Annotated in this window: 22 protein-coding genes and 1 tRNA gene; 15 read left to right on the forward strand and 8 right to left on the reverse strand. The window is 39.4% G+C overall.

The features are described 5' to 3' along the window. Positions 1-8 precede the first annotated feature (8 nt). Positions 9-1,715, reverse strand: a complete 1,707-nt coding sequence (locus tag P0Y49_20690; GenBank protein ID WEK19199.1) for a glycoside hydrolase family 3 protein — start codon at positions 1,713-1,715, stop codon at positions 9-11. 294 nt (positions 1,716-2,009) lie between these two features. Between P0Y49_20690 and P0Y49_20695 the strand changes: the two genes are divergently transcribed. From P0Y49_20695 to P0Y49_20710, 4 genes are all read left to right on the forward strand, one after another. Further along, complete coding sequence (locus P0Y49_20695) at positions 2,010-2,624, forward strand: porin family protein (protein WEK19200.1); 615 nt, start codon at positions 2,010-2,012, stop codon at positions 2,622-2,624. 211 nt (positions 2,625-2,835) lie between these two features. Further along, positions 2,836-3,015 carry a hypothetical protein gene (locus tag P0Y49_20700; GenBank protein ID WEK19201.1) on the forward strand — a complete coding sequence of 60 codons (180 nt, stop codon included), beginning with the start codon at positions 2,836-2,838 and terminating at the stop codon, positions 3,013-3,015. A 145-nt stretch (positions 3,016-3,160) separates the two neighbouring features. Next, positions 3,161-4,651, forward strand: coding sequence for a glycerol kinase GlpK (gene glpK / locus P0Y49_20705; GenBank protein ID WEK19202.1), 1,491 nt, complete (start codon positions 3,161-3,163; stop codon positions 4,649-4,651). 32 nt (positions 4,652-4,683) lie between these two features. Beyond that, on the forward strand, positions 4,684-5,415 hold the full coding sequence (locus tag P0Y49_20710; GenBank protein ID WEK19203.1) for an aquaporin family protein: 732 nt from the start codon (positions 4,684-4,686) through the stop codon (positions 5,413-5,415). Between the two features lie 7 nt (positions 5,416-5,422). Here the strand turns inward: P0Y49_20710 and P0Y49_20715 are convergent, their stop codons facing one another. Beyond that, a complete protein-coding gene (locus P0Y49_20715) occupies positions 5,423-6,118 on the reverse strand; it encodes a LytTR family DNA-binding domain-containing protein (protein WEK19204.1) in 696 nt (231 codons plus the stop codon). 179 nt (positions 6,119-6,297) lie between these two features. Between P0Y49_20715 and P0Y49_20720 the strand changes: the two genes are divergently transcribed. Next, on the forward strand, positions 6,298-6,900 hold the full coding sequence (locus tag P0Y49_20720; protein ID WEK19205.1) for an insulinase family protein: 603 nt from the start codon (positions 6,298-6,300) through the stop codon (positions 6,898-6,900). Between the two features lie 17 nt (positions 6,901-6,917). Here P0Y49_20720 and P0Y49_20725 read toward each other — a convergent pair whose 3' ends face one another. After that, positions 6,918-7,538, reverse strand: a complete 621-nt coding sequence (locus P0Y49_20725; protein WEK19206.1) for a dihydrofolate reductase family protein — start codon at positions 7,536-7,538, stop codon at positions 6,918-6,920. Between the two features lie 274 nt (positions 7,539-7,812). Between P0Y49_20725 and P0Y49_20730 the strand changes: the two genes are divergently transcribed. Then, entirely contained in the window at positions 7,813-8,469 is a 657-nt protein-coding gene (locus tag P0Y49_20730) for a DUF6266 family protein (GenBank protein ID WEK19207.1), read from the forward strand. A 49-nt stretch (positions 8,470-8,518) separates the two neighbouring features. Here P0Y49_20730 and P0Y49_20735 read toward each other — a convergent pair. The 3 genes from P0Y49_20735 to P0Y49_20745 all read right to left on the reverse strand — a co-directional run bounded on the left by P0Y49_20735 (position 8,519) and on the right by P0Y49_20745 (position 10,645). Further along, positions 8,519-8,606 (reverse strand) — tRNA-Ser (locus P0Y49_20735). A gap of 47 nt (positions 8,607-8,653) precedes the next feature. Beyond that, positions 8,654-10,084 (reverse strand): pyruvate kinase, encoded by a 1,431-nt coding sequence (gene pyk, locus P0Y49_20740; protein WEK19208.1) that lies wholly within the window; start codon positions 10,082-10,084, stop codon positions 8,654-8,656. A 141-nt stretch (positions 10,085-10,225) separates the two neighbouring features. Further along, on the reverse strand, positions 10,226-10,645 hold the full coding sequence (locus P0Y49_20745) for an IPExxxVDY family protein (protein ID WEK19209.1): 420 nt from the start codon (positions 10,643-10,645) through the stop codon (positions 10,226-10,228). Between the two features lie 158 nt (positions 10,646-10,803). Here P0Y49_20745 and P0Y49_20750 point away from each other — a divergent pair, with 158 nt between their 5' ends. Genes P0Y49_20750 through rnc form a run of 3 tightly spaced genes read left to right on the forward strand, consistent with a single transcriptional unit; the run spans position 10,804 to position 13,062 of the window. Further along, entirely contained in the window at positions 10,804-11,040 is a 237-nt protein-coding gene (locus tag P0Y49_20750) for an acyl carrier protein (protein ID WEK19210.1), read from the forward strand. Between the two features lie 28 nt (positions 11,041-11,068). Then, positions 11,069-12,322, forward strand: a complete 1,254-nt coding sequence (fabF, locus tag P0Y49_20755) for a beta-ketoacyl-ACP synthase II (protein WEK19211.1) — start codon at positions 11,069-11,071, stop codon at positions 12,320-12,322. Between the two features lie 11 nt (positions 12,323-12,333). Then, the gene (gene rnc, locus P0Y49_20760; GenBank protein WEK19212.1) at positions 12,334-13,062 is read left to right on the forward strand and encodes a ribonuclease III; all 729 of its coding nucleotides are present in this window, start codon (positions 12,334-12,336) and stop codon (positions 13,060-13,062) included. Between the two features lie 6 nt (positions 13,063-13,068). Here rnc and P0Y49_20765 read toward each other — a convergent pair whose 3' ends face one another. Further along, positions 13,069-13,779 carry a hypothetical protein gene (locus P0Y49_20765; GenBank protein ID WEK19213.1) on the reverse strand — a complete coding sequence of 237 codons (711 nt, stop codon included), beginning with the start codon at positions 13,777-13,779 and terminating at the stop codon, positions 13,069-13,071. A 113-nt stretch (positions 13,780-13,892) separates the two neighbouring features. Between P0Y49_20765 and P0Y49_20770 the strand changes: the two genes are divergently transcribed. The 3 genes from P0Y49_20770 to nadD are packed head-to-tail and all read left to right on the forward strand — an operon-like array spanning position 13,893 to position 15,914. After that, complete coding sequence (locus P0Y49_20770; GenBank protein ID WEK21816.1) at positions 13,893-14,756, forward strand: YicC family protein; 864 nt, start codon at positions 13,893-13,895, stop codon at positions 14,754-14,756. Between the two features lie 6 nt (positions 14,757-14,762). Then, the gene (gmk, locus tag P0Y49_20775) at positions 14,763-15,332 is read left to right on the forward strand and encodes a guanylate kinase (GenBank protein ID WEK19214.1); all 570 of its coding nucleotides are present in this window, start codon (positions 14,763-14,765) and stop codon (positions 15,330-15,332) included. Positions 15,333-15,341: 9 nt separating this feature from the next. Further along, positions 15,342-15,914 carry a nicotinate (nicotinamide) nucleotide adenylyltransferase gene (gene nadD / locus P0Y49_20780; protein WEK19215.1) on the forward strand — a complete coding sequence of 191 codons (573 nt, stop codon included), beginning with the start codon at positions 15,342-15,344 and terminating at the stop codon, positions 15,912-15,914. Here nadD and P0Y49_20785 read toward each other — a convergent pair. Further along, on the reverse strand, positions 15,911-16,621 hold the full coding sequence (locus P0Y49_20785) for an SAM-dependent methyltransferase (protein WEK19216.1): 711 nt from the start codon (positions 16,619-16,621) through the stop codon (positions 15,911-15,913). The genes nadD and P0Y49_20785 overlap by 4 nt on opposite strands. Positions 16,622-16,923: 302 nt before the next feature. Between P0Y49_20785 and P0Y49_20790 the strand changes: the two genes are divergently transcribed. The 3 genes from P0Y49_20790 (at position 16,924) to P0Y49_20800 (ending at position 20,878) form a co-directional block, all read left to right on the forward strand. After that, positions 16,924-18,285, forward strand: coding sequence for a hypothetical protein (locus P0Y49_20790; GenBank protein ID WEK19217.1), 1,362 nt, complete (start codon positions 16,924-16,926; stop codon positions 18,283-18,285). Between the two features lie 554 nt (positions 18,286-18,839). Then, the gene (locus P0Y49_20795; GenBank protein WEK19218.1) at positions 18,840-19,100 is read left to right on the forward strand and encodes a hypothetical protein; all 261 of its coding nucleotides are present in this window, start codon (positions 18,840-18,842) and stop codon (positions 19,098-19,100) included. A gap of 197 nt (positions 19,101-19,297) precedes the next feature. Further along, the gene (locus P0Y49_20800; protein WEK19219.1) at positions 19,298-20,878 is read left to right on the forward strand and encodes a peptide chain release factor 3; all 1,581 of its coding nucleotides are present in this window, start codon (positions 19,298-19,300) and stop codon (positions 20,876-20,878) included. The last annotated feature ends 55 nt before the right edge of the window (positions 20,879-20,933 follow it).

Below are 20,933 nucleotides of genomic sequence, written 5' to 3' on the forward strand. Positions count from 1 at the left end.
ATATGGTATTAAAGTCCATCGCCGTACTTAAAGAAACTATTTACAGTAACAGGTAGTTTTCCAGTTGCGATCACTTGATTTTTGATCACCGCTGCAGCCGCCTTTTGCATAAAGTCTTCTTTCTGATAAGCTACAACCAAACCTTTGCTTTGCTCTAAGCCCGGTAATGCAGCCAGGTTATATGGATTTGCAAACAAAGCAAATACAGCATTGCTTAGCGACATATCTTTGATAAACATCTTTAGATCTGCACTCAAAACCATTCCGTTGCCAGGACGTGTACGCGTATCATGAATTCCAATAATGATTTGATCAAATGCCTTAAGATCTCTTACAACCTTTGCAATTGCATTGGCACTTGCATTTTTATCAAGGGTATAGAAAACAGCATTTTTGTAGTAAGCACCGAGTTCACGTTGAAACGTCGTAACCTCCGGTGTGCCAATGCTGATAATTACGGTGCGCTTCTCCGCATTCAACTGTTGAATATTTTCTTTGCCCCTTAGCATAGTCATAGACGCTTCAGCAAGTTGCTGCAATAACGCCAAACTTTCCGGACGGTTTACATCAGCAACCACGTTATTTTCATCAATGGTATTTTTAGCGTTTAAGCCGGCCCAATATTTAGCTGTAAGAATCTTTTTAACGCTTTCATCAATCTGCGCCATACTAATTCTATCTTCTCTAACAGCTTTGCGCACCAATTTTATAGCTCTTGCACTGTTCTCCGATAACTCTAAAATATCATTACCTGCAATAATCCCCATTACATCAGCTTCGCCATTTTTAAAGTTCTTTACCACCCCATTCATGCCCATTGCATCAGAGATGACAATACCTTTAAAGCCAAGTTCGTTTTTTAAAAGTCCGGTAACTATCGGTTTAGATAGTGTGGACGGCATATTTGGCGTATTATCCAATGCCGGGATATTCATGTGTGCAATCATTACACCGGCAGCGCCATCTTTAATTAATTCTTTGAAAGGATAAAGCTCTAAACTATCTAAACGTGCCTTTGTAAATTTTAACTGTGGCAGATCGTAGTGCGAATCCACATCAGTATCACCGTGGCCCGGGAAGTGTTTAATACTAACCAGCAATCCCCCATCCTGCATACCCTTCATATAGGCTGCACCTTTAGTCGCCACATTGTATTTGTTCTCCCCAAAAGAGCGAAAGTTGATCACCGGGTTTTTAGGATTGTTGTTCACATCCACGTCGGGAGCCAGGTTCATGTGCATCCCAATACGTTTATAATCCTTTGCGACTTCAAGCCCCATTTTATAAATCAGATCCGTATTTTGAACCGCACCCAATGCCATCTGATATGGATACGAAATAGTGCTGTCCAAACGCATTCCTAATCCCCATTCACCATCAGAAGTGATTAATAAGGGAACTCTGGCCAGCGACTGGTACTGGTTGGTTAAAATGGCTTGTCGACCGGGACCTCCCTGAAAGAATACCAACCCACCTATACGCTCTTTCTTAATCACCCTACCTATTGAATCTTCATAGGCTTTACCAAAATTGGTATGTGCCCTGACAAAGAACATTTGCGCAATTTTTTGACGTTTACTTAAGCGTTTAAATACGGAATCTACCCATACATTAGGCTCAGCCAGTGTTTGTAAATAGGTTTTCTGCTGTGCCTGTGCACTAAATAGCGTTGTTAGTAGCAGTAAAGTAACTATGAAAAAATGCTTAACATTCATTTGTATAACAATTGGTTAAACTTCAAAGTTAAACAAAAGTTCTATTTTAATGGATCTGAACCTTCCTTGAGTGGAAAATATGACGTTAATCCTGAGACCACCCCCTTATTGTATCAAATTTGATACAATAAAACAATATACAAATCCATCTTCATCGCTAATAAGCAAGCCTGACCAAACAACCCTAATCATCAGGTACACAGAACCTTTTGAACAATCCAGAGGATATAAATTCCTGATCTGTTTAAAACTGGCACATTTCTTTCATCTATGGGTTTATAAAAACACATAAACATGAAAAAGTTAATTATTTTGGCCTTAGGCCTATTTGCAGCAGGTGCTGCCAATGCACAAGCCCCAATCAGATTGGGAGTTAAAGCCGGTTTAAACCTTCCAAACATCATTAAAGATGATGGCAACAATGACTTCAAAACAAAAGTAAACCCTGGTTTCAATGCAGGTATAACTTTAGATATCAACCTGATTAAAGGTTTAGCTTTCACACCCGAATTGCTTTATTCGACCAAGGGGTACAAAGCTGAAACAACATTTGGTAATTTTACACAAACCACTAGTTTTATCGATGTCCCAATTTTGGCTAGTATTAATGTTGGTGGAAGTGGCTTAAACCTTGTCGTAGGTCCACAAGTATCTTTCTTGCTTTCTACAAAGAATAAATTTGAGAATGGCTTAGGTACCGTAGAACAGGAAATTATTGAAAACAAAGCTGATCGGTTTAAAAAGAGTCTGGCTGGAGGATTGATTGGTTTTAGATATGATGTAAACAATAAAGTTGATATCCATGGTCGTTATGCCCTGGACTTCCAGAAAAACAATGAAGATGGATCAAAAGAAACCCCTGAATTTAAAAACCAGGTCTTCTCTGTAGGTTTAGGAATAAAATTCTAATCATCTCCTATAAACAGCGCCTACATGATCAATCATAATCAGGCGCTGTTTTTTTACAAACATATACTTCCCGCTACTGTTATAAATACAGTGTTCATATTATCCATCATTATTATGAAACCATCATGTGCAGCAGAACACAAACCCAAACGAGTAAATTTTTGATAGCACATGATAGCTTCATCACAATTAAAAATCAAATTATATGCTGATGAAAAATCAACCAACACAAAAACACAGCGGGAATGAACAGCAAGGCAGGACAACCTCCGATCGGATGCACCATAGTGTAAAACAAGACAAGAAACAACAAGGCATTTCAAATGGTGGCGGGCAGCGTTCCGACCAAACCTCCAATAGAGATAACCAACGCAAGCGCGAAGGTCATTAAGATTTTATTTAGGCGAGGATAACAATTCCCTGTTCATCCAAAAAAGCATTCCTGACGGGATGCTTTTTTTTCGCATTGTATCTTTTACTTTCGATAATGATTGTTTATACTTACGTTTTATTACACATCATTGCAATTATAAATTATGAGCAAATTTATTTTATCCTTTGATCAGGGAACCACAAGTTCAAGGGCGATTGTATTTAATAAGGAAGGAAGTATTGTCTCCATCGCGCAAAAGGAGTTTGAGCAGATTTACCCTCAACCTGGATGGGTAGAGCACAACGCCAGCGAGATTTGGACCACGCAGATTTCTGTAGCCACAGAAGCTATAGTAAAAGCCGGCATCACACCAACCGATATTGCCGCAATAGGCATTACCAATCAACGCGAAACCACTGTATTGTGGGATAGAAAAACCGGAGAACCTTTGTACAATGCCATTGTATGGCAAGACAGACGTACTTCAGGCTATTGTGATGAACTTAAAGCCAAAGGTATGGCTAAAACTATACAGGAGAAAACAGGGCTTATTTTAGATGCCTATTTTTCCGCCACAAAAATAAAATGGATTCTCGACAATGTACCGGGTGCCAGGGCAAAAGCTGCAGCCGGAGAGCTTGCTTTTGGAACCATCGACTCCTGGTTGATCTGGAATTTGACCGATGGAAGGGTACACATTACTGATGTAAGCAATGCATCAAGAACAATGATATATAACATTCACACCTTGGATTGGGATCAGGAATTACTAGACCTTTTTGATATTCCAAAAAGTATCCTTCCAGCAGTTAAATCATCAAGTGAGGTATACGGAGAAACCACAGGCAATGTACTTGCTGCAAAAATCCCTATTGCAGGAATTGCAGGCGATCAGCAAGCTGCCCTGTTTGGCCAAATGTGTACGCAGGTAGGAATGGTAAAAAACACCTACGGAACGGGCTGCTTTATGTTGATGAACATTGGAGATAAACCTATTGTTTCGCAAAATAATCTGGTAACCACTATAGCCTGGAAAATAAACGGCAAGGTGCAGTATGCCCTGGAGGGCAGCATCTTTATTGGAGGTGCTGTAGTGCAATGGTTAAGAGATGGTTTGGGCATCATCAAATCATCTGCCGAGGTAGAACAACTGGCACTTAAGGTTGAGGATACGGGCGGAGTATATCTGGTACCAGCATTTGCCGGACTTGGTGCTCCACATTGGGATCAGGATGCCCGCGGCACCATAACCGGCATAACCCGTGGAACAACAGCATCCCACATTGCCAGGGCGGCGGTAGAAAGTATCGCTTTTCAAACCATGGAAGTGCTCAAAGCCATGGAAGCAGACTCGGGATACAGTATCAAAGAGTTAAGAGTAGATGGTGGTGCAACAGCCAATGACATGCTGATGCAGTTTCAGGCCGACTTACTCGACACTACGGTAATCAGACCAAAAGTAACCGAAGTTACGGCATTAGGCGCCGCCTATCTGGCAGGTTTGGCCGTAGGTTATTGGAACAGCATGGATGATATTAGCGGACAATGGAAAATTGATAAAAATTTCAATGCCGGAAAAACAAATCACATTGCCGAACGAATTAATGGTTGGAACAAGGCTGTAAAAGCGGCAAAGGCTGCTGCCCAAAACTAATCTATTTATAACCACATTTAAATTTAACCCATATGTCTCCTTTTTCAGCCGAAATTATTGGCACTATGTTTATGATTTTATTGGGCAACGGTGTTGTTGCCAACGTGGTTCTGAACGGAACCAAAGGAAATAACGGAGGATGGATGGTCATCACTACCGCCTGGGCCCTTGCTGTATTTGTAGGGGTGGTAATCGCCGCGCCCTACAGTGGTGCACACTTAAACCCCGCTGTAACCATTGGTCTGGCCATTGCCGGGAAATTTAGCTGGGCAAATGTCCCAACTTACATTGCTGCCCAGTTTATCGGAGCTATGTTGGGCTCCTTTCTGGTTTGGTTAATGTTTAAGGACTTTTACGCAGGCACAGAAGATAGGGGTGCAAAACATGCTACTTTCTGTACCGGTCCGGCTATCCCCAATACAGTTTCAAACCTGATTAGTGAAATCATCGGTACTTTCGTGTTGATCTTTGTTATATTTCATTTTACAAATGCAGAATTGGGAGTTGATAAAAGTCCCATTGGATTAGGCTCCATCGGTGCGCTGCCGGTAGCCCTTCTGGTTTGGGTAATCGGCTTATCACTCGGTGGCACCACCGGATATGCCATTAATCCGGCCAGAGATCTTGGACCAAGAATTATGCACGCCGTATTGCCTGTTGCAGGAAAAGGAGGTAACAACTGGGGGTATTCATGGATTCCGGTTGTCGGGCCTCTAATAGGGGCTACATTGGCCGCTATGCTCTATTTATGGATAAAAATATAGCAGGCAGCTAAAGAAACTGCATCCGAAGATATAATGCAGCTCTGTAAGCATCAGACACAGGTACAATATTTTGGTTAATCACAAGCATTCCACCTTCTACAGTATCAATCTTACTTACATTGACAATAAATGAACGGTGTACTCTTAAAAAGGTATTTTTGGAAAGCTTTTCTCCTACCGATTTTAATGATGAGTGAATAGAATAGGTATGGCCAGGGACATTGATTTTAACATAATCACCCCTGGCCTCCATATATAAAATATCACTTATTTTTAGTCGCCGGACCACGTTAGACTCACGTATAAATACAAATTCATCTTCCTTATCCGTTAAAGCCAGACTCTTTACCACCATCATCTTTCGGGCTTTTTCTACGGCCAGCAAAAAACGAGCGGGCCTGATAGGCTTAATCAGAAAATCTACTACATTCAGATCAAAGGCTTCGACAGCATAATCTGCAGTAGAGGTAGTAATAATGACCATAGGCCGTTTGTCTCCCAAACTTTTAACCAGCTCTATGCCATTCATATCCGGCATTTCTATATCCAGAAACAAAAGCTCAATCTCGTTCAGTTGGAGTTGCCGGTAGGCCTCAACCGCATCAAAGCACTCTCCTGCTACAGTCAGAGTAGGGTCTATACTTATCAGTTTCTTAATAATAGTTAAGGCTATGATATTGTCATCAACGACTAAGCAGTTCATTTAGGCTGGGGAATGATTACACTAAAATAGGGATAATACACCGAACCCTATAGGAATGAACAAACTGAACACAGCAAAAATGCCTTTCATCGGCCCCATCTGCCTTTCTGCCTATTCTTCATTTCATGGGCCAGATAGCCGACGTAGCTTTGCTTATCAATTTAATAAATACTACTACAATGCGAATTACTAAAAAACTATTTATTACAACGATTGCGCTATTTACAATTCAATTTGCTCAGGCGCAGTCCTTCACAATGGGAAGCCCGATAAGTTTTAAACTTAGCAACGGCATGACCGTCATTGTTGCAGAGAACTCTGGCACTAATAAAATTTATTCGAGCTTTACTGTTAATGAAGAAACGGCTGATAAAAATCACAAAGCCGGAGCCCAAAATATATTAAATGAGATGTTAAATGAAATTGCAAGTGATGCTGAAGCAGGTGTAAGTTTCGATGACAAAGGGGCCAATCTGGCTTCATTAGCTACAAATTTTGACAAAGCCTTATCTATAATGTCGACATCTATAAAAACACCTGCTTTAACCCAACCATCCTTTGATAAAGCGAAGCAAAATATAATTGATCATTTGAAGGCGCAGGATCATTACTACCCGGAAGCAGTTAATGAAATGGCCTTGCAACAATTAACACTGAAGGACGTACAATCCTTTTATACAAGAACCATTACTCCATCAAAAGCCTACCTTACCATTGCCGGTAACATTACCGCTGCAACAGCAAAAATCCTGGCTAAAAAAGAATTCGGCACCTGGAAGTAATACTTAAAGCTAATTTCTCATTTCCGCGTCAGTTTGTATCTCAAATGTGTTGTTAAGTTTGATGGTATTACTTCTACAATTTGAATATCATATTTGTCTTTGTCAATGCCGTCAAACAATCGGATACCACTTCCTAAAAAAACAGGGGCAATGTGAATGAAAAATTCATCGACAAGCCCTGCATTGAGAAATTGTTGAATAGTATTCGCACCACCTTGTATTCTTATGTCCTTTCCTTTGGCAGATTGTTTTGCTTTTTCTAATGCACTTTGTATTCCGTCATTGATGAAATAAAAAGTCGTTGTCCCCTTTTGAACCCAGGATTCCCGTTTTTCGTGTGTCAGAACATAAACGTCTGCTTTATATAAATCTTCTGCCCAATGGACTTCGCCTTCTTCAAACATTCGTTTTCCCATAATGTAAGCGCCTGTTCTTGCGAACACTTCATCAATTAACTTACTGTCCGGACCGTATTCTTCACCACCTTCCATATTGATGTGTTTCCAAAATGCTTTTTGTTTAAACATCCAGCTATGGATTTTTGGTGAAACACCACCCATTGGGTTGTCTGGACTTCTGTTATCGCCTGCGAAAAAGCCATCAAGTGATATTCCGCTGTCAAAGATAATTTTGCTCATAATTTTTATTTATAGTCTGATCATATGAAGTTAGCGGCTTTACCTGGATAGAACAAATTGCCAAACCATTTGTTTATGTGCTATTAAATTCATCTGGTATTGGACTGCTATTCGACTGCTATTGGACTGGTTTGGTACTGCTTTTAGCTGTTTGAGTTCAATTTTATAAAAGTCTTATTTTAGCTTTTATAAAAAGCTATGTAAGCAGACAATGAGATTTTTTATTTAACTTTAAAGTAGCATCACATTTTAGAACACTCTTAATCAAATAATTATGGGAAGAACAAAGTTTGGTCTTTTAGGCCCGTTTATAGGAAAAATAGGGCCATTAGTAGGTTACATCAGACGCGGACAGTTTGTAACACGGGCGCTTCCGCATCCCTCATCTAAACCCGCTACAGAAAAACAACTCATTTCCCGGAAACAGTTTGGTATGGCGATGCGCTTCGTGAAACCTATTAACGATTTTGTAAACTACAGCTTTCATCCGGAAACAAAGGGCACAGCTAAAATACCGCAAAACGCCGCGACTTCCTACTTTAGAAAACTGGCAATACAAGGCGACTATCCCGATTATTGGATTGATTTCTCTAAAGTAATTGTAAGTAAAGGTGATTTACCACTCCCTCTTAATCCATCGGTTGAATTGTCGGACAACAAGTTAACCTTTAAATGGGAGAAAGATCCACAAATCGGTTATCAAAGAAATGACGACCAGGTTTTGCTGCTGGCTTATTTCCCCGACACTAAACATGCAAATTTTACTGTTGGCGGAGCCAGAAGAACGGCTGAAATAGATGTTTTAGAGATTTATCCGTGTTTAATAAAAGGTAATCCTCAGGATACTGTTGTAGAAACTTATATTGCTTTTATTAGTAACGACAGACAACAGGTATCGGATAGCGTATATCTGGGTAGATTGAAGCTTTAAAATAAAGCCCCTAGCTATTCACTAGAGGCTAAAACCTTTTAAAAGGTTGCGGAGGGTGAGAGATTCGAACTCTCGATACCCTTTTGGGGTATACACACTTTCCAGGCGTGCTCCTTCGACCACTCGGACAACCCTCCGTTTTGCGGATTGCAAAAGTAAAAAAAAATTTGAATGCTAAGGAATATTAATCGATAACAGAAACTTTTATCATATTCGTTTTACCTTTAGCTTCCATTGGTATAGCAGCTGTGTTGATGATAACATCACCCGCTTTAATCAACTTATTCGCTTTAAGTAAGTCATTTACATCCTGAATAGTTTCATCGGTGCTTTCAAATTTATCGTAATAAAAGCCTTGAACACCCCACAATAAACTCAAGCTATTTAGTAAGCTTCTGTTACTTGTAAAGATGTAAGTATGTGCTTTTGGCCTGTGGCTAGAGATTTCAAATGCAGTATAACCACTCAATGTCATCGAAACGATACCTGCGGCATTAGTTTGTTTTGACAAGAAGCAAGCTGTATCACAAACCGCATCACTTAAAAAGCTCTCAGCTTTATGCTTCAAGAATTTCTCAGGGTGGAAAGGATAGTTATTCTGCTCAATATTTTGGATGATTTTCTGCATGGTTTCGATTACGATCAATGGAAACTCACCTACAGAGGTCTCTCCACTTAGCATTACAGCATCAGCACCATCCAATACAGAGTTAGCCACGTCATTTACTTCAGCACGCGTTGGCCTAGGTGTGGTGATCATACTTTCCAGCATTTGTGTGGCAACAATTACAGGTTTAGAAGCCGCACGGCATTTTTGTACAATCATTTTTTGCAACAAAGGCACTTCTTCCATTGGCATTTCTACCCCCAGATCACCACGGGCAACCATAACACCGTCAGAAACTGCAATAATCTCATCGATGTTAGCAATTGCTTCCGGTTTCTCAATTTTAGCAATTACTCGGGCTGTTTTTCCTCTTGCTTTGATGATGTCTTTTAATTCTATAATATCCTCAGCGTTACGCACAAAGGAAAGTCCAATCCATTCTACATCGTTTTCGAGAACAAATTCCAAATTACTGCGATCCTCAACGGTAAGAGAAGGAATAGAAACTTTAGTATTTGGCAAGTTCACTCCCTTTCTTGAAGTCAGAATTCCACCATGAACAACCTCACATAAAACCTCATCTTCAAGATTCGTTTCAACAACCCTCATTTGTAATTTACCGTCATCCAGTAAGATAATTTCACCTGCTTTAACGTCTTTCGGGAAGCTTTCATAAGTGATATAAATGCGCTCCTCATTACCGACACATTCTTTAGTGGTAATGATCGTTGTATTTCCATTAACCAACTGAATACCACCGTCTTTAACCATACCAATCCTGATCTTAGGACCCTGTAAATCAGCTAGTATACCAACATTATAGTTATGCTTTTTATTGATTGAACGAATGGTGTCGAGAACCTCCTGGTGATCCGCCTGCGAACCATGAGAAAAGTTCAGGCGGCATACATCCAGTCCCGCGTTAAACATACTATATAAAACTTCTGGTTTAGCTGAGGCGGGGCCTAATGTGGCTACGATTTTTGTTCTTGAATGAAATGGTTTCATTGAATTATTTAAATTTATTACAGACCAACAAAACGAGCGTTTATCAACACAGAAAACCGATGCCAGTCTGATTTATTAAAGTTATCTGTTTGGTTATGTAAATCCAAATATAGTGTATTTTGTACACCTCCAACATAAAATTTACATTATCAAATTTTCCTTTGATTTCAACTTAGCAGGGTCAATCTGTGCAGCAACCTGAATATCAGGAAGTTTATTAATGCCCGTAATGATATAATTCAGGTCTTCCTTGTCAATATATTGATGAATTATCATAAAAAAATCGACTTTATTCATCTCCGGAATTAAAAATCCTTCTGCATTTCGGTTGTTTACAATGTAATATTCGATCTCTCCCTGCTCCACAAAATAATAGTATTTGGAAAAAGCCAATGGAGATTCGTCAATATTGAAATAAACCTCATGATCGTCAATCTTTTCAAAGCCAAAATTTAATCGGGTATTTATTTTGTGACAAAGTACATAATCCTTCAAAGAGGCGGTAATGGCAATTAATACGAAGTCGAGATCTAATGAAAGTTTTAAATAAGTTTTGTTCAAAACAGAATATTTTACGGGAATACGAAATTATAAAACTAATTTTACATTGATGTTCAAAATAAAAACATTAAAATTGGAAGAGAAATAAAAACATTTGAAATGTGTAAATATTTATTTTTCTTTGCACTGAATTATTTAACCATTAAATTATAAACATTATGTCTGATATTGCTTCAAGAGTTAAGGCTATTATCGTTGAAAAATTAGGTGTGGATGAAAACGAAGTTACACCAGAAGCTTCTTTCACTAACGACTTGGGTGCGGATTCTTTAGATACAGTAGAACTTATTATGGAGTTTGAAAAAGAATTCAATGTAGCAATTCCTGATGATCAGGCTGAGACCATTGGTACAGTTGGTCAAGCAATTGCTTACTTAGAGAAAAACGTTAAGTAAAAATACGGTTTCCGTATAATCCGTATAAATGGAATTAAAAAGAGTAGTAGTTACAGGGTTAGGTGCGCTCACTCCAATAGGCAATACCATTCCAGAGTTCTGGGATGGTTTGGTTAATGGGGTGAGTGGTGCCGGCCCTATTACAAGTTTTGATACATCAAAGTTCAAGACAAAATTTGCATGCGAGCTTAAAAACTTCAATCCTGAGGAGTTCATGGATAGAAAGGAAGCTCGCAAATTAGATCCATTTGTTCAATACGCAATAGTTTCTACAGATGAAGCTGTTAAAGATGGTAATTTCGATTTTTCACAGCTGGACACCAATCGTATTGGTGTAATTTGGGGTTCTGGTATTGGCGGATTTAAAACGTTTCAGGATGAAATGAAGAACTTCTTTTTAGGCGATGGTACGCCACGCATAAATCCGTTCTTTATTCCGAAAGTAATTATTGACATTGTTCCCGGCCATATTTCTATAAAATATGGGTTAAGGGGGCCAAATTTCGCTACCGTTTCTGCTTGTGCCTCAGCTACAAACGCTATGATTGACGCTTACAACTATATTCGTTTGGGTATGTGTGACGTCGTGATCAGTGGCGGTTCTGAAGCCATTATTAATGAAGCCGGTATAGGCGGATTTAATGCAATGCATGCCCTTTCTACAAGAAATGATGATCCATCAACAGCTTCGAGACCTTTTGACAGAGACCGTGATGGCTTTGTTGCGGGTGAAGGTGCCGGAACCATTATTTTGGAAGAGTTGGAACATGCTAAAAAACGTGGTGCTAAAATCTATGCTGAACTAGTTGGCGGAGGAATGAGCGCAGATGCAAACCATATTACTGCCCCACATCCGCAAGGATTAGGTGCCAGAATGGTTATGACAAATGCCTTAAATGATGCCGGTTTAACGACTTCAGACATTGATTACATCAATGTTCACGGAACTTCTACTCCGTTAGGGGACATCTCTGAAAGCAGGGCCATTGTAGATTTATTTGGAGAAGATGCTTATAAACTAAACATCAGTTCTACAAAATCAATGACTGGACATTTATTGGGTGCTGCAGGCGCGGTTGAAGCTATAGCTACAATTCTTGCAGTGAAAAATGATATTGTTCCACCAACAATCAACCACTTTAATGATGATCCTGAATGTGATCCAAAATTAAATTTCACTTTTAACAAGGCGCAAAAACGCACCATTCGTGCTGCTCAGAGCAATACATTTGGATTTGGTGGTCATAATGCGTCTGTGATTTTCAAGAAGTACGAAGAATAAGAAAGTAATTAATGCCATTATTTAATCTGTATAAGCTTTATTTTTCACCTGATAAAGTCTTTATAAGAAAGTTGAAAAACATTTTAGGCTTTGTGCCTGGAAATGCCGTTTTGTATAAAATGGCATTCAGGCACAGGTCTGTGGCAAAGGTTCTAAAAAATGGAACCCGAAGTAGCAATGAGCGCCTTGAATTCTTAGGTGATGCCATATTGGGCTCCGTAATCGCTGAACTTCTCTTTAAAAGTTACCCTTACAAGGAAGAAGGATTTCTAACAGAAATGCGTTCTAAAATTGTAAACCGTGCTAATTTAAATCAACTTGCCCGCAAAATGGGATTCGATCAGCTGATCGTATTTGATCAAAAAGCCGTTAATGTTCAAACCAAGCATCATTCTATGCTTGGTGATGCCTTTGAGGCTCTTATTGGCGCCATCTATTTAGATAAAGGCTATAATTTCACTAAAGACTTCCTGCTTAAAAGGATTGTTAAACCTTACATTGATATCCACACGCTTGAGCTTACAGAAACTAATTTCAAGAGTAAACTGATCGAATGGTGCCAGCGCCATGGAAAAGACATTACCTTTGATATGATTCAGAATGAAGAAGGCGAAAGCCCTAAACTGTTTACCATTCAGGCTGTTATTGAAGGCGAAAGCTATGGTGTTGGAAGAGATTACAATAAGAAAAACGCTGAAAAATTAGCTGCAGAAAAAACCTGCGAAACACTTTCTATCTAACCTTTCTTAATTTTTTCTGAGCGTATCTGTATATTTTTTGTACGAGTCCCTGATGTGTTTAATGGCATCGTATTGTGTCCAGTTTTTTGCCTTTTCGTACTCAGGCCTGTAGTCCAGCATAAATTTTTCCAAATCCGCCCCTTTCAGGTCAGTATTGTTTTGTATCAAAAACTCGTTAAAGAAACCGTCAATCTTGCTCTGCTGTAATTCGGTTTCATAATAGCGTCCAAATCGTCTGGCATTCTTGGGTGTCCTGCCCAACAGCTCATAAACAGCGGTTAAGGGCTTAAATAAATAAGCAAGGAAAGGTGGTTTACCTTGATAAAAGGAGCCCTTGTTTCTATAATCTGTTTTCAGCTCTTCCAGTTCCTGTTTTTTAGTTTGCCCGCTGATATTTACCTCTTTCAGCATTCTCCCACGTTCCAGGTAAATCAGCATATCCTTGTTACCGGTCACCATAACCTCAGCATCAGAAAACTCTCTTTTAATGACCAAAAGCGTATCTCCCACCGCCGCCTTGATCTGAAACAAACCAAAATCATTGCTCATCACACTGAAGCCGCTTCGCTTATTGATAATTTCTGAGGCCGCAATGCGATTTGAAGTTCCTTTTTCAAATACAACCCCACCCAATAAAAAATCTTGCGCAAAAACACAAGGAGCGGAAATCAGAAAAAATGCCCAAAACAGTACAATATTTAAACAATTAAACTTCATTGTAAGTTATTTATTCATGTAAAATTAACCATTGTTTAGTAATTACCTTAGTTAAAAAAAGTTAAATGGGCAGAGAAAGCCAATAAATTATATCTTTGCACATGATAAAATCAATGACAGGATACGGCCTGGCCTCTACAGATCATCAGAATGTAAAATTCGTTGTAGAGATAAAATCCTTAAATAGTAAGTTTTTAGAGCTTAATCTAAAGCTCCCTAAAGCGTTCTCGGACAAAGAATTGTTATTGCGCAACGTTTGCAGCAAAGAAATAGAACGCGGAAAAGTTAGTGTTTCTATAAATATCGAACGTGGTGAAGAAGCTTTAAAAGGTGCCACCATCAATGCTGCTTTATTGAGTAAATATTACAAGGAGCTGGAAGCAATCAATATCAACCTCGGTGCAAATTCAAGTAATCTTTTGCAAGCTGTACTTAATTTTCCTGACGTAATTAGCTATGTTGAGGATGAGGTAAGTGAAAATGACTGGACTATCCTAAACAATACTTTTAACACAGCCCTGACTGGCTTTAACCGTTTTAGAGAAGACGAAGGAAGCGTTTTAAAAGCGGATTTAGAACTTAGAATTAAAAATATCCTTGGATTTTTTAGCCAGATTGAAGAATTAGAACCCCTTAGAATACCATTAATCAAAGCCCGTTTAAACCAATTTTTAGAAGAAAACGTAGGTAAAATTAACGTTGATCAGAACCGTTTAGAGCAGGAATTGATCTATTATATTGACAAATTAGACATCACCGAAGAGAAGATCCGTTTAAGAAGTCATTGTGATTATTTTACTGACACGCTAAAAAGCAAGGATGCCAATGGTAAAAAACTAGGTTTCATCTCTCAGGAGATTGGCCGCGAGATCAATACCATGGGTGCTAAAGCCAATGATGCCCAGATTCAACAATTGGTTGTTGGAATGAAAGAGGAGCTGGAAAAGATTAAAGAACAATTATTAAACGTTTTGTAAGTACCAATGAAACAAGGTAAACTAATTATATTTTCTGCACCGTCGGGAGCAGGTAAAACCACTATCGTTAAACATTTGCTTACGAAGTTTCCCTCTTTAAGTTTCTCCATTTCTGCCACTACACGCGAGTCTCGTGGTGATGAAAAAAACGAAAAGGATTATTATTTTATTTCTAAAGAAGATTTCCTTCACCGGGTTGCCCGTCAGGAGTTCGTAGAGTTTGAAGAAGTTTACAGCGGAACTTTTTACGGTACTTTAAGGTCGGAAATTCAACGCATCTGGGACAATGACCAGCATGTTATATTTGATATTGATGTTGAAGGTGGTTTACGCTTAAAACGCAAATATGAAAAGGATGCACTAGCTATCTTTGTTCAGCCGCCCTCATTGGAGGTCTTAAAGGAACGTTTAACAGGAAGAGGTACTGATAGTGCCGAAAAGCTTCAGGAACGCTTTACAAAAGCCGAAAAAGAGTTGGCCTATGCTGAAAAGTTTGATGTGATCCTTAAAAACTTCGATTTACATACGGCTTGTCTTGAAGCTGAAAAATTGGTTGGTGATTTTATAAATCAATAGTATAGACTGATGAAAACCGGACTCTTCTTTGGCTCGTTTAATCCCATCCACATTGGCCATTTAATTATAGCCAATTACATGGCCGCTTTTTCCGGGCTTAAAGAAGTATGGCTGGTCGTTTCGCCACATAACCCGTTAAAGAACAAAAACGGCCTTTCGAATATGTACGATAGGCTGGAAATGGCAAAATTAGCGACAGAAACATCCGATCAGATTAAAGTCAGTGATATTGAGTTTAACCTACCCCAGCCCTCTTATACCGTTGATACTTTAACCTATTTACAGGAAAAATATCCAGGAAAAGAGTTTGCGCTGATTATGGGTGCAGATAACCTCGCCTCTTTTAAAAAGTGGAAAAACTACGAGGTTATTTTAAAAAACTACGAGATTTTTGTCTATCCCAGACCGGGGGTAGATTTGACGGAATGGGCAGACCACCCCTCCATCCACATTACAGAAACTCCTCAAATGGACATTTCCTCGACCTTTATCCGTAAGGGGATTGCAGCTGGAAAAAATGTACAGTACTTTGTTCCAGACAAAGTACTTTCATTTATCGACAGCAAAAATATGTACCGCTAGGTTCTGTATATCAAAAATATAGTAGGCTTTTTATGGAGATCAATCCGTTCCTGACGCCACTGACCGATCGACATTGTTTTTACAAATTCATCTTCTCCTGTTAAGTTGCAGGCAATACAAAGTAGGGTTTGTGCGGCTGCATTTTTAAGAATATCTTCGAAAAGGTGGTTGTTGCGGAATGGCGTTTCAATAAACAGCTGGGTTTGTTTTTTAGTCTGCGCCAATTGTTCCAGCTCTTTAATGCGCTTTCCTCTTTCTACCTTATCTATTGGCAGATAACCATTAAAGGTAAAGCTCTGCCCATTAAATCCTGATGCCATTAAAGCCAATAAAATAGAGCTTGGCCCTACTAAAGGCACTACCTTTATACCACGTTTATGTGCTTCCAGAATTACATCCGCACCCGGATCAGCAACTCCCGGACATCCCGCCTCACTCATCAGGCCCACATCTTTTCCAGTCATCAGTTCCTTAAAATAAGGCACCATAGAGTCATTGCGCTTATGTTTTCCATAATCATGGATGGTCAAATCACTTTGCGGAATTTTTATTCCAGCTTCTTTTAAGAATTTACGGGCAGTTTTCTCATTTTCAACAATATAAACACTTAAAGCGTTGATGGTATCTCCAAGAAATGCAGTAAAAGATTTTTGTGCTGCATTTTCTGCCAGAGGAACGGGGATAAGAAATAATGTACCTTTTGTCATTCGTAATTATGATTTTATATGCAAAAGAAGAGAATTATTAGCGGTAAAGCGCACATTTCCTCATTTAAATAGTATAGGCTATAAATAATCTTAATGAACAAACCTGTTTTAATTGTAAGAAAATTCGTAAATTGTATACTGTATTTTTAAATTAAAATAGGCCTAAGCACAAGATAGACAAATTTAATTAGGACACATAGAAACATCGCAATGTAATATTTTAGTGGACATACTAAACTTTTACTTGTTTTTGGAACTCAAATTGATAAGATAAAGGTGTTAGGAAAATTAAAAACCACAAAATGAAAAACATGATCAAATTACCGGCTATAGTACTTGGGCTAATGCTCATGTTAACCGGAACAACACAAAAGGTTATGGCACAAGGAGAAGATGTGTCTTTACAATCTTTTTATGATGACCTCTCTCCTTATGGAACCTGGATTCAAGATCCACAATATGGATACGTTTGGAGACCAGACGTAGAGCAACAGGGAGATTTTAGACCTTATTATACAAATGGACGGTGGGTAATGACCGAATATGGCAATACCTGGGTCTCTAATTACGATTGGGGTTGGGCTCCATTTCACTATGGAAGATGGGTTTATAACCGTTACGGCCAATGGATTTGGATTCCTGATACTGTTTGGGGACCTGCATGGGTAAGTTGGAGAAGTGGTGACGGTTATTATGGATGGGCACCAATGGGGCCTGGCATCGACATCAGCTTTAGCATCCCTGCTTTATGGTGGGTATTTATTCCGCAAAGAAATATCTATGGCAGCAGTTTCCCAAGGTATTATTCGAACAGAAATACAGTTTACATAAACAATACCACCATTATTAATAATACTTATGTACGCAACAGAAGAACTTATTATACTGGTCCAAGAGCTGATGATATCAGACGTGCTACCAGGCAGGATGTAAGGGTTTATAATTTAAATAATACCGGTAGACCGAGCAGAACCAACATTAGTGGAAACAGTCTAAACATTTACACACCAAGACCCAGCAGAGGGAATAATAATGCAAATGCGAGGCCAAAACAAGCTATTCAACAAGAAGGAGCTACTGTGATAAGAGGTACCAGAAACCCTGGCGGTAATGGAGCGCCAGCAACAGGTCGTCCTTCGAGAGGTGAAAATCAAGGAAATACAAATAGGCCGGGTGTTACACCTCCAACTGGAACTACAAGACCTGGACAAGGCAACAATACAAGGCCTGGCAGACCTGAGATGCCTCACAATCCGGGAACGACTCAACCTCAAAGGCCACAAGTAGAGCGTCCAGTACGTCAGGAACAAGCGCCTGTGCAACAGCCTCAACCACAGCCGCAGCCAAGGCCGCAAGTAACTCACCCGCAAAGGCCGCAACAGCCTCAGCGTCAAGAAAGCAGACCGGCTCCACAGCCGCAGCAGCAAAGACCTGAAGCACCGCGTCCACAAAGACAGGAACAACCTCAACGTCAGGAAAGCAGACCAGCACCTCAGCCGCAGCAACAAAGGCCAGAAGCACCGCGCCCACAAAGACAGGAGCAACCTCAGCCACAGCAACAAAGACCGGAGCGAGTACAGCCCCAACAACAACCTCAAAGAAGTAATGACGGTAGAGGTAACCAAGGTGGCGGGGAAAGACCAACACGTACTGGAAGAGAGTAGCCGAACAAATCATTTTTATTATAATTGGGTGCCCCAACCAGGGCACCTTTTTATTTGCCAAACGCTCAAAATATCAAAATGCGTATTAAAATTTCACTGATCAATGCCATTAATTTATTTATTGGAAATTGTGTTTATTTTAAATATTCTATTTATCTTTAAACAAACACCATAGCTCTATAAATAAGGGCAAACCAAAAAGATTAATCAAACAAAAACAACTAAAAAAAAGCCAATGAAATAAAGAAACAGCACAACATATCACTTACTTCTTAATGAGGTATTAATTAGAGTCTCACCTCTCAAATTCTGACAACAGTGAACTGAGACAATAGATTAATGCCCGTAACAAATATTGTTGTACTTTTGAAGGTGCACTATAGCGTTATGGGCTCTATTGTAATCCGTAGGTTCAAGGCCGTCAGAAGCACGAGAGGATATGGTTTTACATTGAGCCTGCTATAGTTCACCTTCGTTTCATTTAAGAAATGAAGGTTAGGACAAGCAAACCTAAACCCCCGGAGACTCATTTTTTTAACTTTAAAAATGAGCATATGAATCACGAACAGTATCTACACAAAAGACCATCCGGCACCAAAGCTGAGCAACAAGCCGTTGCCAACGAAGTCTTAAAATCTTTTTTTGCTGATTATTCACTCGACGATAGTCTTGATTACCTTCGCCAAATGATAAAACAAAGCTTTTATACTAAAAAAGAATTTTTAAACAATGTAGAACGAGCTAATTTGATCGCCTTCTATGAACATCTTCATCCTATGATTATGGCAACAAGCATCCTCTATGAAAACAAATAGACTCTACATCTATCGAAATCGGTAATTGGCTATAGCACACCCATTGTCCTCACATAACCCACACATCCTTTACAAAAAAGTACCCATTTTTGGGTTTGGTGTGAAGGATGTGTGGACCACGTGGAATACCCAGGCTCTTATTTTTATATATTATAATTATCTTTGCAGCCGCGTTGAACGCACAGGCTTAATTCTTTATGATTCACCCAGAAATAGAAAAACGAAAAACATTTGCCATTATCAGTCACCCCGATGCCGGTAAAACAACCCTAACAGAGAAATTCCTGCTTTTTGGCGGTGCCATTAATACGGCTGGAGCGGTAAAACGCAACAAGGCCAACCAAAGCAATACTTCCGATTTTATGGAAATTGAAAAACAGCGTGGTATCTCTGTAGCCACTTCTGTAATGGGGTTTGAATACAGCGGCAAGCGTATCAATATTTTAGATACGCCAGGCCACAAAGATTTTGCGGAAGACACTTACCGTACCTTATCAGCAGTAGACAGCGTAATTCTTGTTGTGGATTGTGTAAAAGGGGTTGAGGAGCAAACAGAAAAGCTAATGTCTGTTTGTAGAATGCGGAACACTCCGGTAATCATTTTTATCAATAAAATGGACCGTGAAGGTAAAGATACCTTCGATTTGTTAGACGAGATTGAAAGTAAGTTAAACATTAGCCTTTGTCCTTTATCCTGGCCAATTGGTCAGGGGCATACTTTTAAAGGCGTATACAGCATATACAACAAACATTTAAACCTGTTTGAACCTGATAAATCAAAAATCAGTGCTCCGGTAATTGAAGTTAACGACCTTAATGATGAAAACCTGAATAAGTTTTTAAAACCGAAGGAACTTGATGGTTTAAAAAGTGATTTGGAGCTTGTACACGGCGTTTATGGCGACCTTGACAAAAGCATGTATATTGAAGGATTGTTAGCACCAGTATTTTTTGGTAGTGCCATCAATAACTTTGGTATCAAAGAATTGCTGGATACCTTTATCAATATTGCCCCAAGTCCAAAAGGACGTGAGGCCGAACAAAGGGAGGTGGCCGCAGAAGAAAAGAACTTTTCGGGATTTGTATTTAAAATCCACGCCAACCTAGATCCAAAACACAGAGATAGAATTGCCTTCTTAAGGGTTTGTTCGGGCAAGTTTGAGCGTAATAAATTTTATTACCACACTCGTCAGGATAAGAAACTGAAATTCTCTAACCCGATGGATTTCATGGCCAACGAAAAAAGCATTGTTGAAGAAGCATGGCCGGGTGATGTGGTAGGTCTTTATGACAGTGGAAACTTTAAAATAGGCGACACGCTTACTGAAGGCGAGAAACTTCAATTTAAGGGCATTCCTAGCTTCTCTCCCGAAATATTTAAGGAGTTGGAGAACAGAGACCCATTAAAAACAAAACAGCTGGAGAAAGGCATACAACAGCTTACTGAGGAAGGGGTAGCGCAATTGTTTATCATGCAACCTGGAAATCGTAAGGTGGTTGGAGCTGTAGGTGAGCTTCAATTTGAAGTAATTGCCTTCCGTTTGGAGCATGAGTATGGTGCTAAAGCGGCATTTAGAATGCTTAGTTACACCCGTTCCAACTGGGTAACTTCGAAAGACAAGACTAAACTTGCTGAATTCCTGAAAAGGAAACAAGCGCATATTGGTGAAGACAAAGATGGTAACCCGGTTTATCTTGCTGACAATGAGTTCATGATCAATATGACCATGCGAGATTATCCTGATATTGAATTCCATAAAACATCGGAGTTTAAATAACAAAAGGGGCGCTATCACAAGAAATGATAGCGGCCCTCTTTTATGACAATATAAT

Origin of the sequence: Candidatus Pedobacter colombiensis (genome assembly GCA_029202485.1) — a bacterium.
GTDB lineage: Bacteria > Bacteroidota > Bacteroidia > Sphingobacteriales > Sphingobacteriaceae > Pedobacter > Pedobacter colombiensis.

Coding starts and splice junctions, on each gene's coding strand:
- P0Y49_20800 (WEK19219.1), top strand. CDS start 19,298: ATGATTCACCCAGAAATAGAAAAACGAAAAACATTTGCCATTATCAGT.
- P0Y49_20715 (WEK19204.1), bottom strand. CDS start 6,118: ATGAACTGCTTAGTCGTTGATGACAATATCATAGCCTTAACTATTATT.
- P0Y49_20785 (WEK19216.1), bottom strand. CDS start 16,621: ATGACAAAAGGTACATTATTTCTTATCCCCGTTCCTCTGGCAGAAAAT.
- glpK (WEK19202.1), top strand. CDS start 3,161: ATGAGCAAATTTATTTTATCCTTTGATCAGGGAACCACAAGTTCAAGG.
- P0Y49_20695 (WEK19200.1), top strand. CDS start 2,010: ATGAAAAAGTTAATTATTTTGGCCTTAGGCCTATTTGCAGCAGGTGCT.
- P0Y49_20720 (WEK19205.1), top strand. CDS start 6,298: ATGCGAATTACTAAAAAACTATTTATTACAACGATTGCGCTATTTACA.
- nadD (WEK19215.1), top strand. CDS start 15,342: ATGAAAACCGGACTCTTCTTTGGCTCGTTTAATCCCATCCACATTGGC.
- gmk (WEK19214.1), top strand. CDS start 14,763: ATGAAACAAGGTAAACTAATTATATTTTCTGCACCGTCGGGAGCAGGT.
- P0Y49_20700 (WEK19201.1), top strand. CDS start 2,836: ATGAAAAATCAACCAACACAAAAACACAGCGGGAATGAACAGCAAGGC.
- pyk (WEK19208.1), bottom strand. CDS start 10,084: ATGAAACCATTTCATTCAAGAACAAAAATCGTAGCCACATTAGGCCCC.
- P0Y49_20710 (WEK19203.1), top strand. CDS start 4,684: ATGTCTCCTTTTTCAGCCGAAATTATTGGCACTATGTTTATGATTTTA.
- P0Y49_20725 (WEK19206.1), bottom strand. CDS start 7,538: ATGAGCAAAATTATCTTTGACAGCGGAATATCACTTGATGGCTTTTTC.
- P0Y49_20765 (WEK19213.1), bottom strand. CDS start 13,779: ATGAAGTTTAATTGTTTAAATATTGTACTGTTTTGGGCATTTTTTCTG.
- P0Y49_20730 (WEK19207.1), top strand. CDS start 7,813: ATGGGAAGAACAAAGTTTGGTCTTTTAGGCCCGTTTATAGGAAAAATA.
- P0Y49_20750 (WEK19210.1), top strand. CDS start 10,804: ATGTCTGATATTGCTTCAAGAGTTAAGGCTATTATCGTTGAAAAATTA.
- P0Y49_20790 (WEK19217.1), top strand. CDS start 16,924: ATGAAAAACATGATCAAATTACCGGCTATAGTACTTGGGCTAATGCTC.
- fabF (WEK19211.1), top strand. CDS start 11,069: ATGGAATTAAAAAGAGTAGTAGTTACAGGGTTAGGTGCGCTCACTCCA.
- P0Y49_20770 (WEK21816.1), top strand. CDS start 13,893: ATGACAGGATACGGCCTGGCCTCTACAGATCATCAGAATGTAAAATTC.
- rnc (WEK19212.1), top strand. CDS start 12,334: ATGCCATTATTTAATCTGTATAAGCTTTATTTTTCACCTGATAAAGTC.
- P0Y49_20795 (WEK19218.1), top strand. CDS start 18,840: ATGAATCACGAACAGTATCTACACAAAAGACCATCCGGCACCAAAGCT.
- P0Y49_20690 (WEK19199.1), bottom strand. CDS start 1,715: ATGAATGTTAAGCATTTTTTCATAGTTACTTTACTGCTACTAACAACG.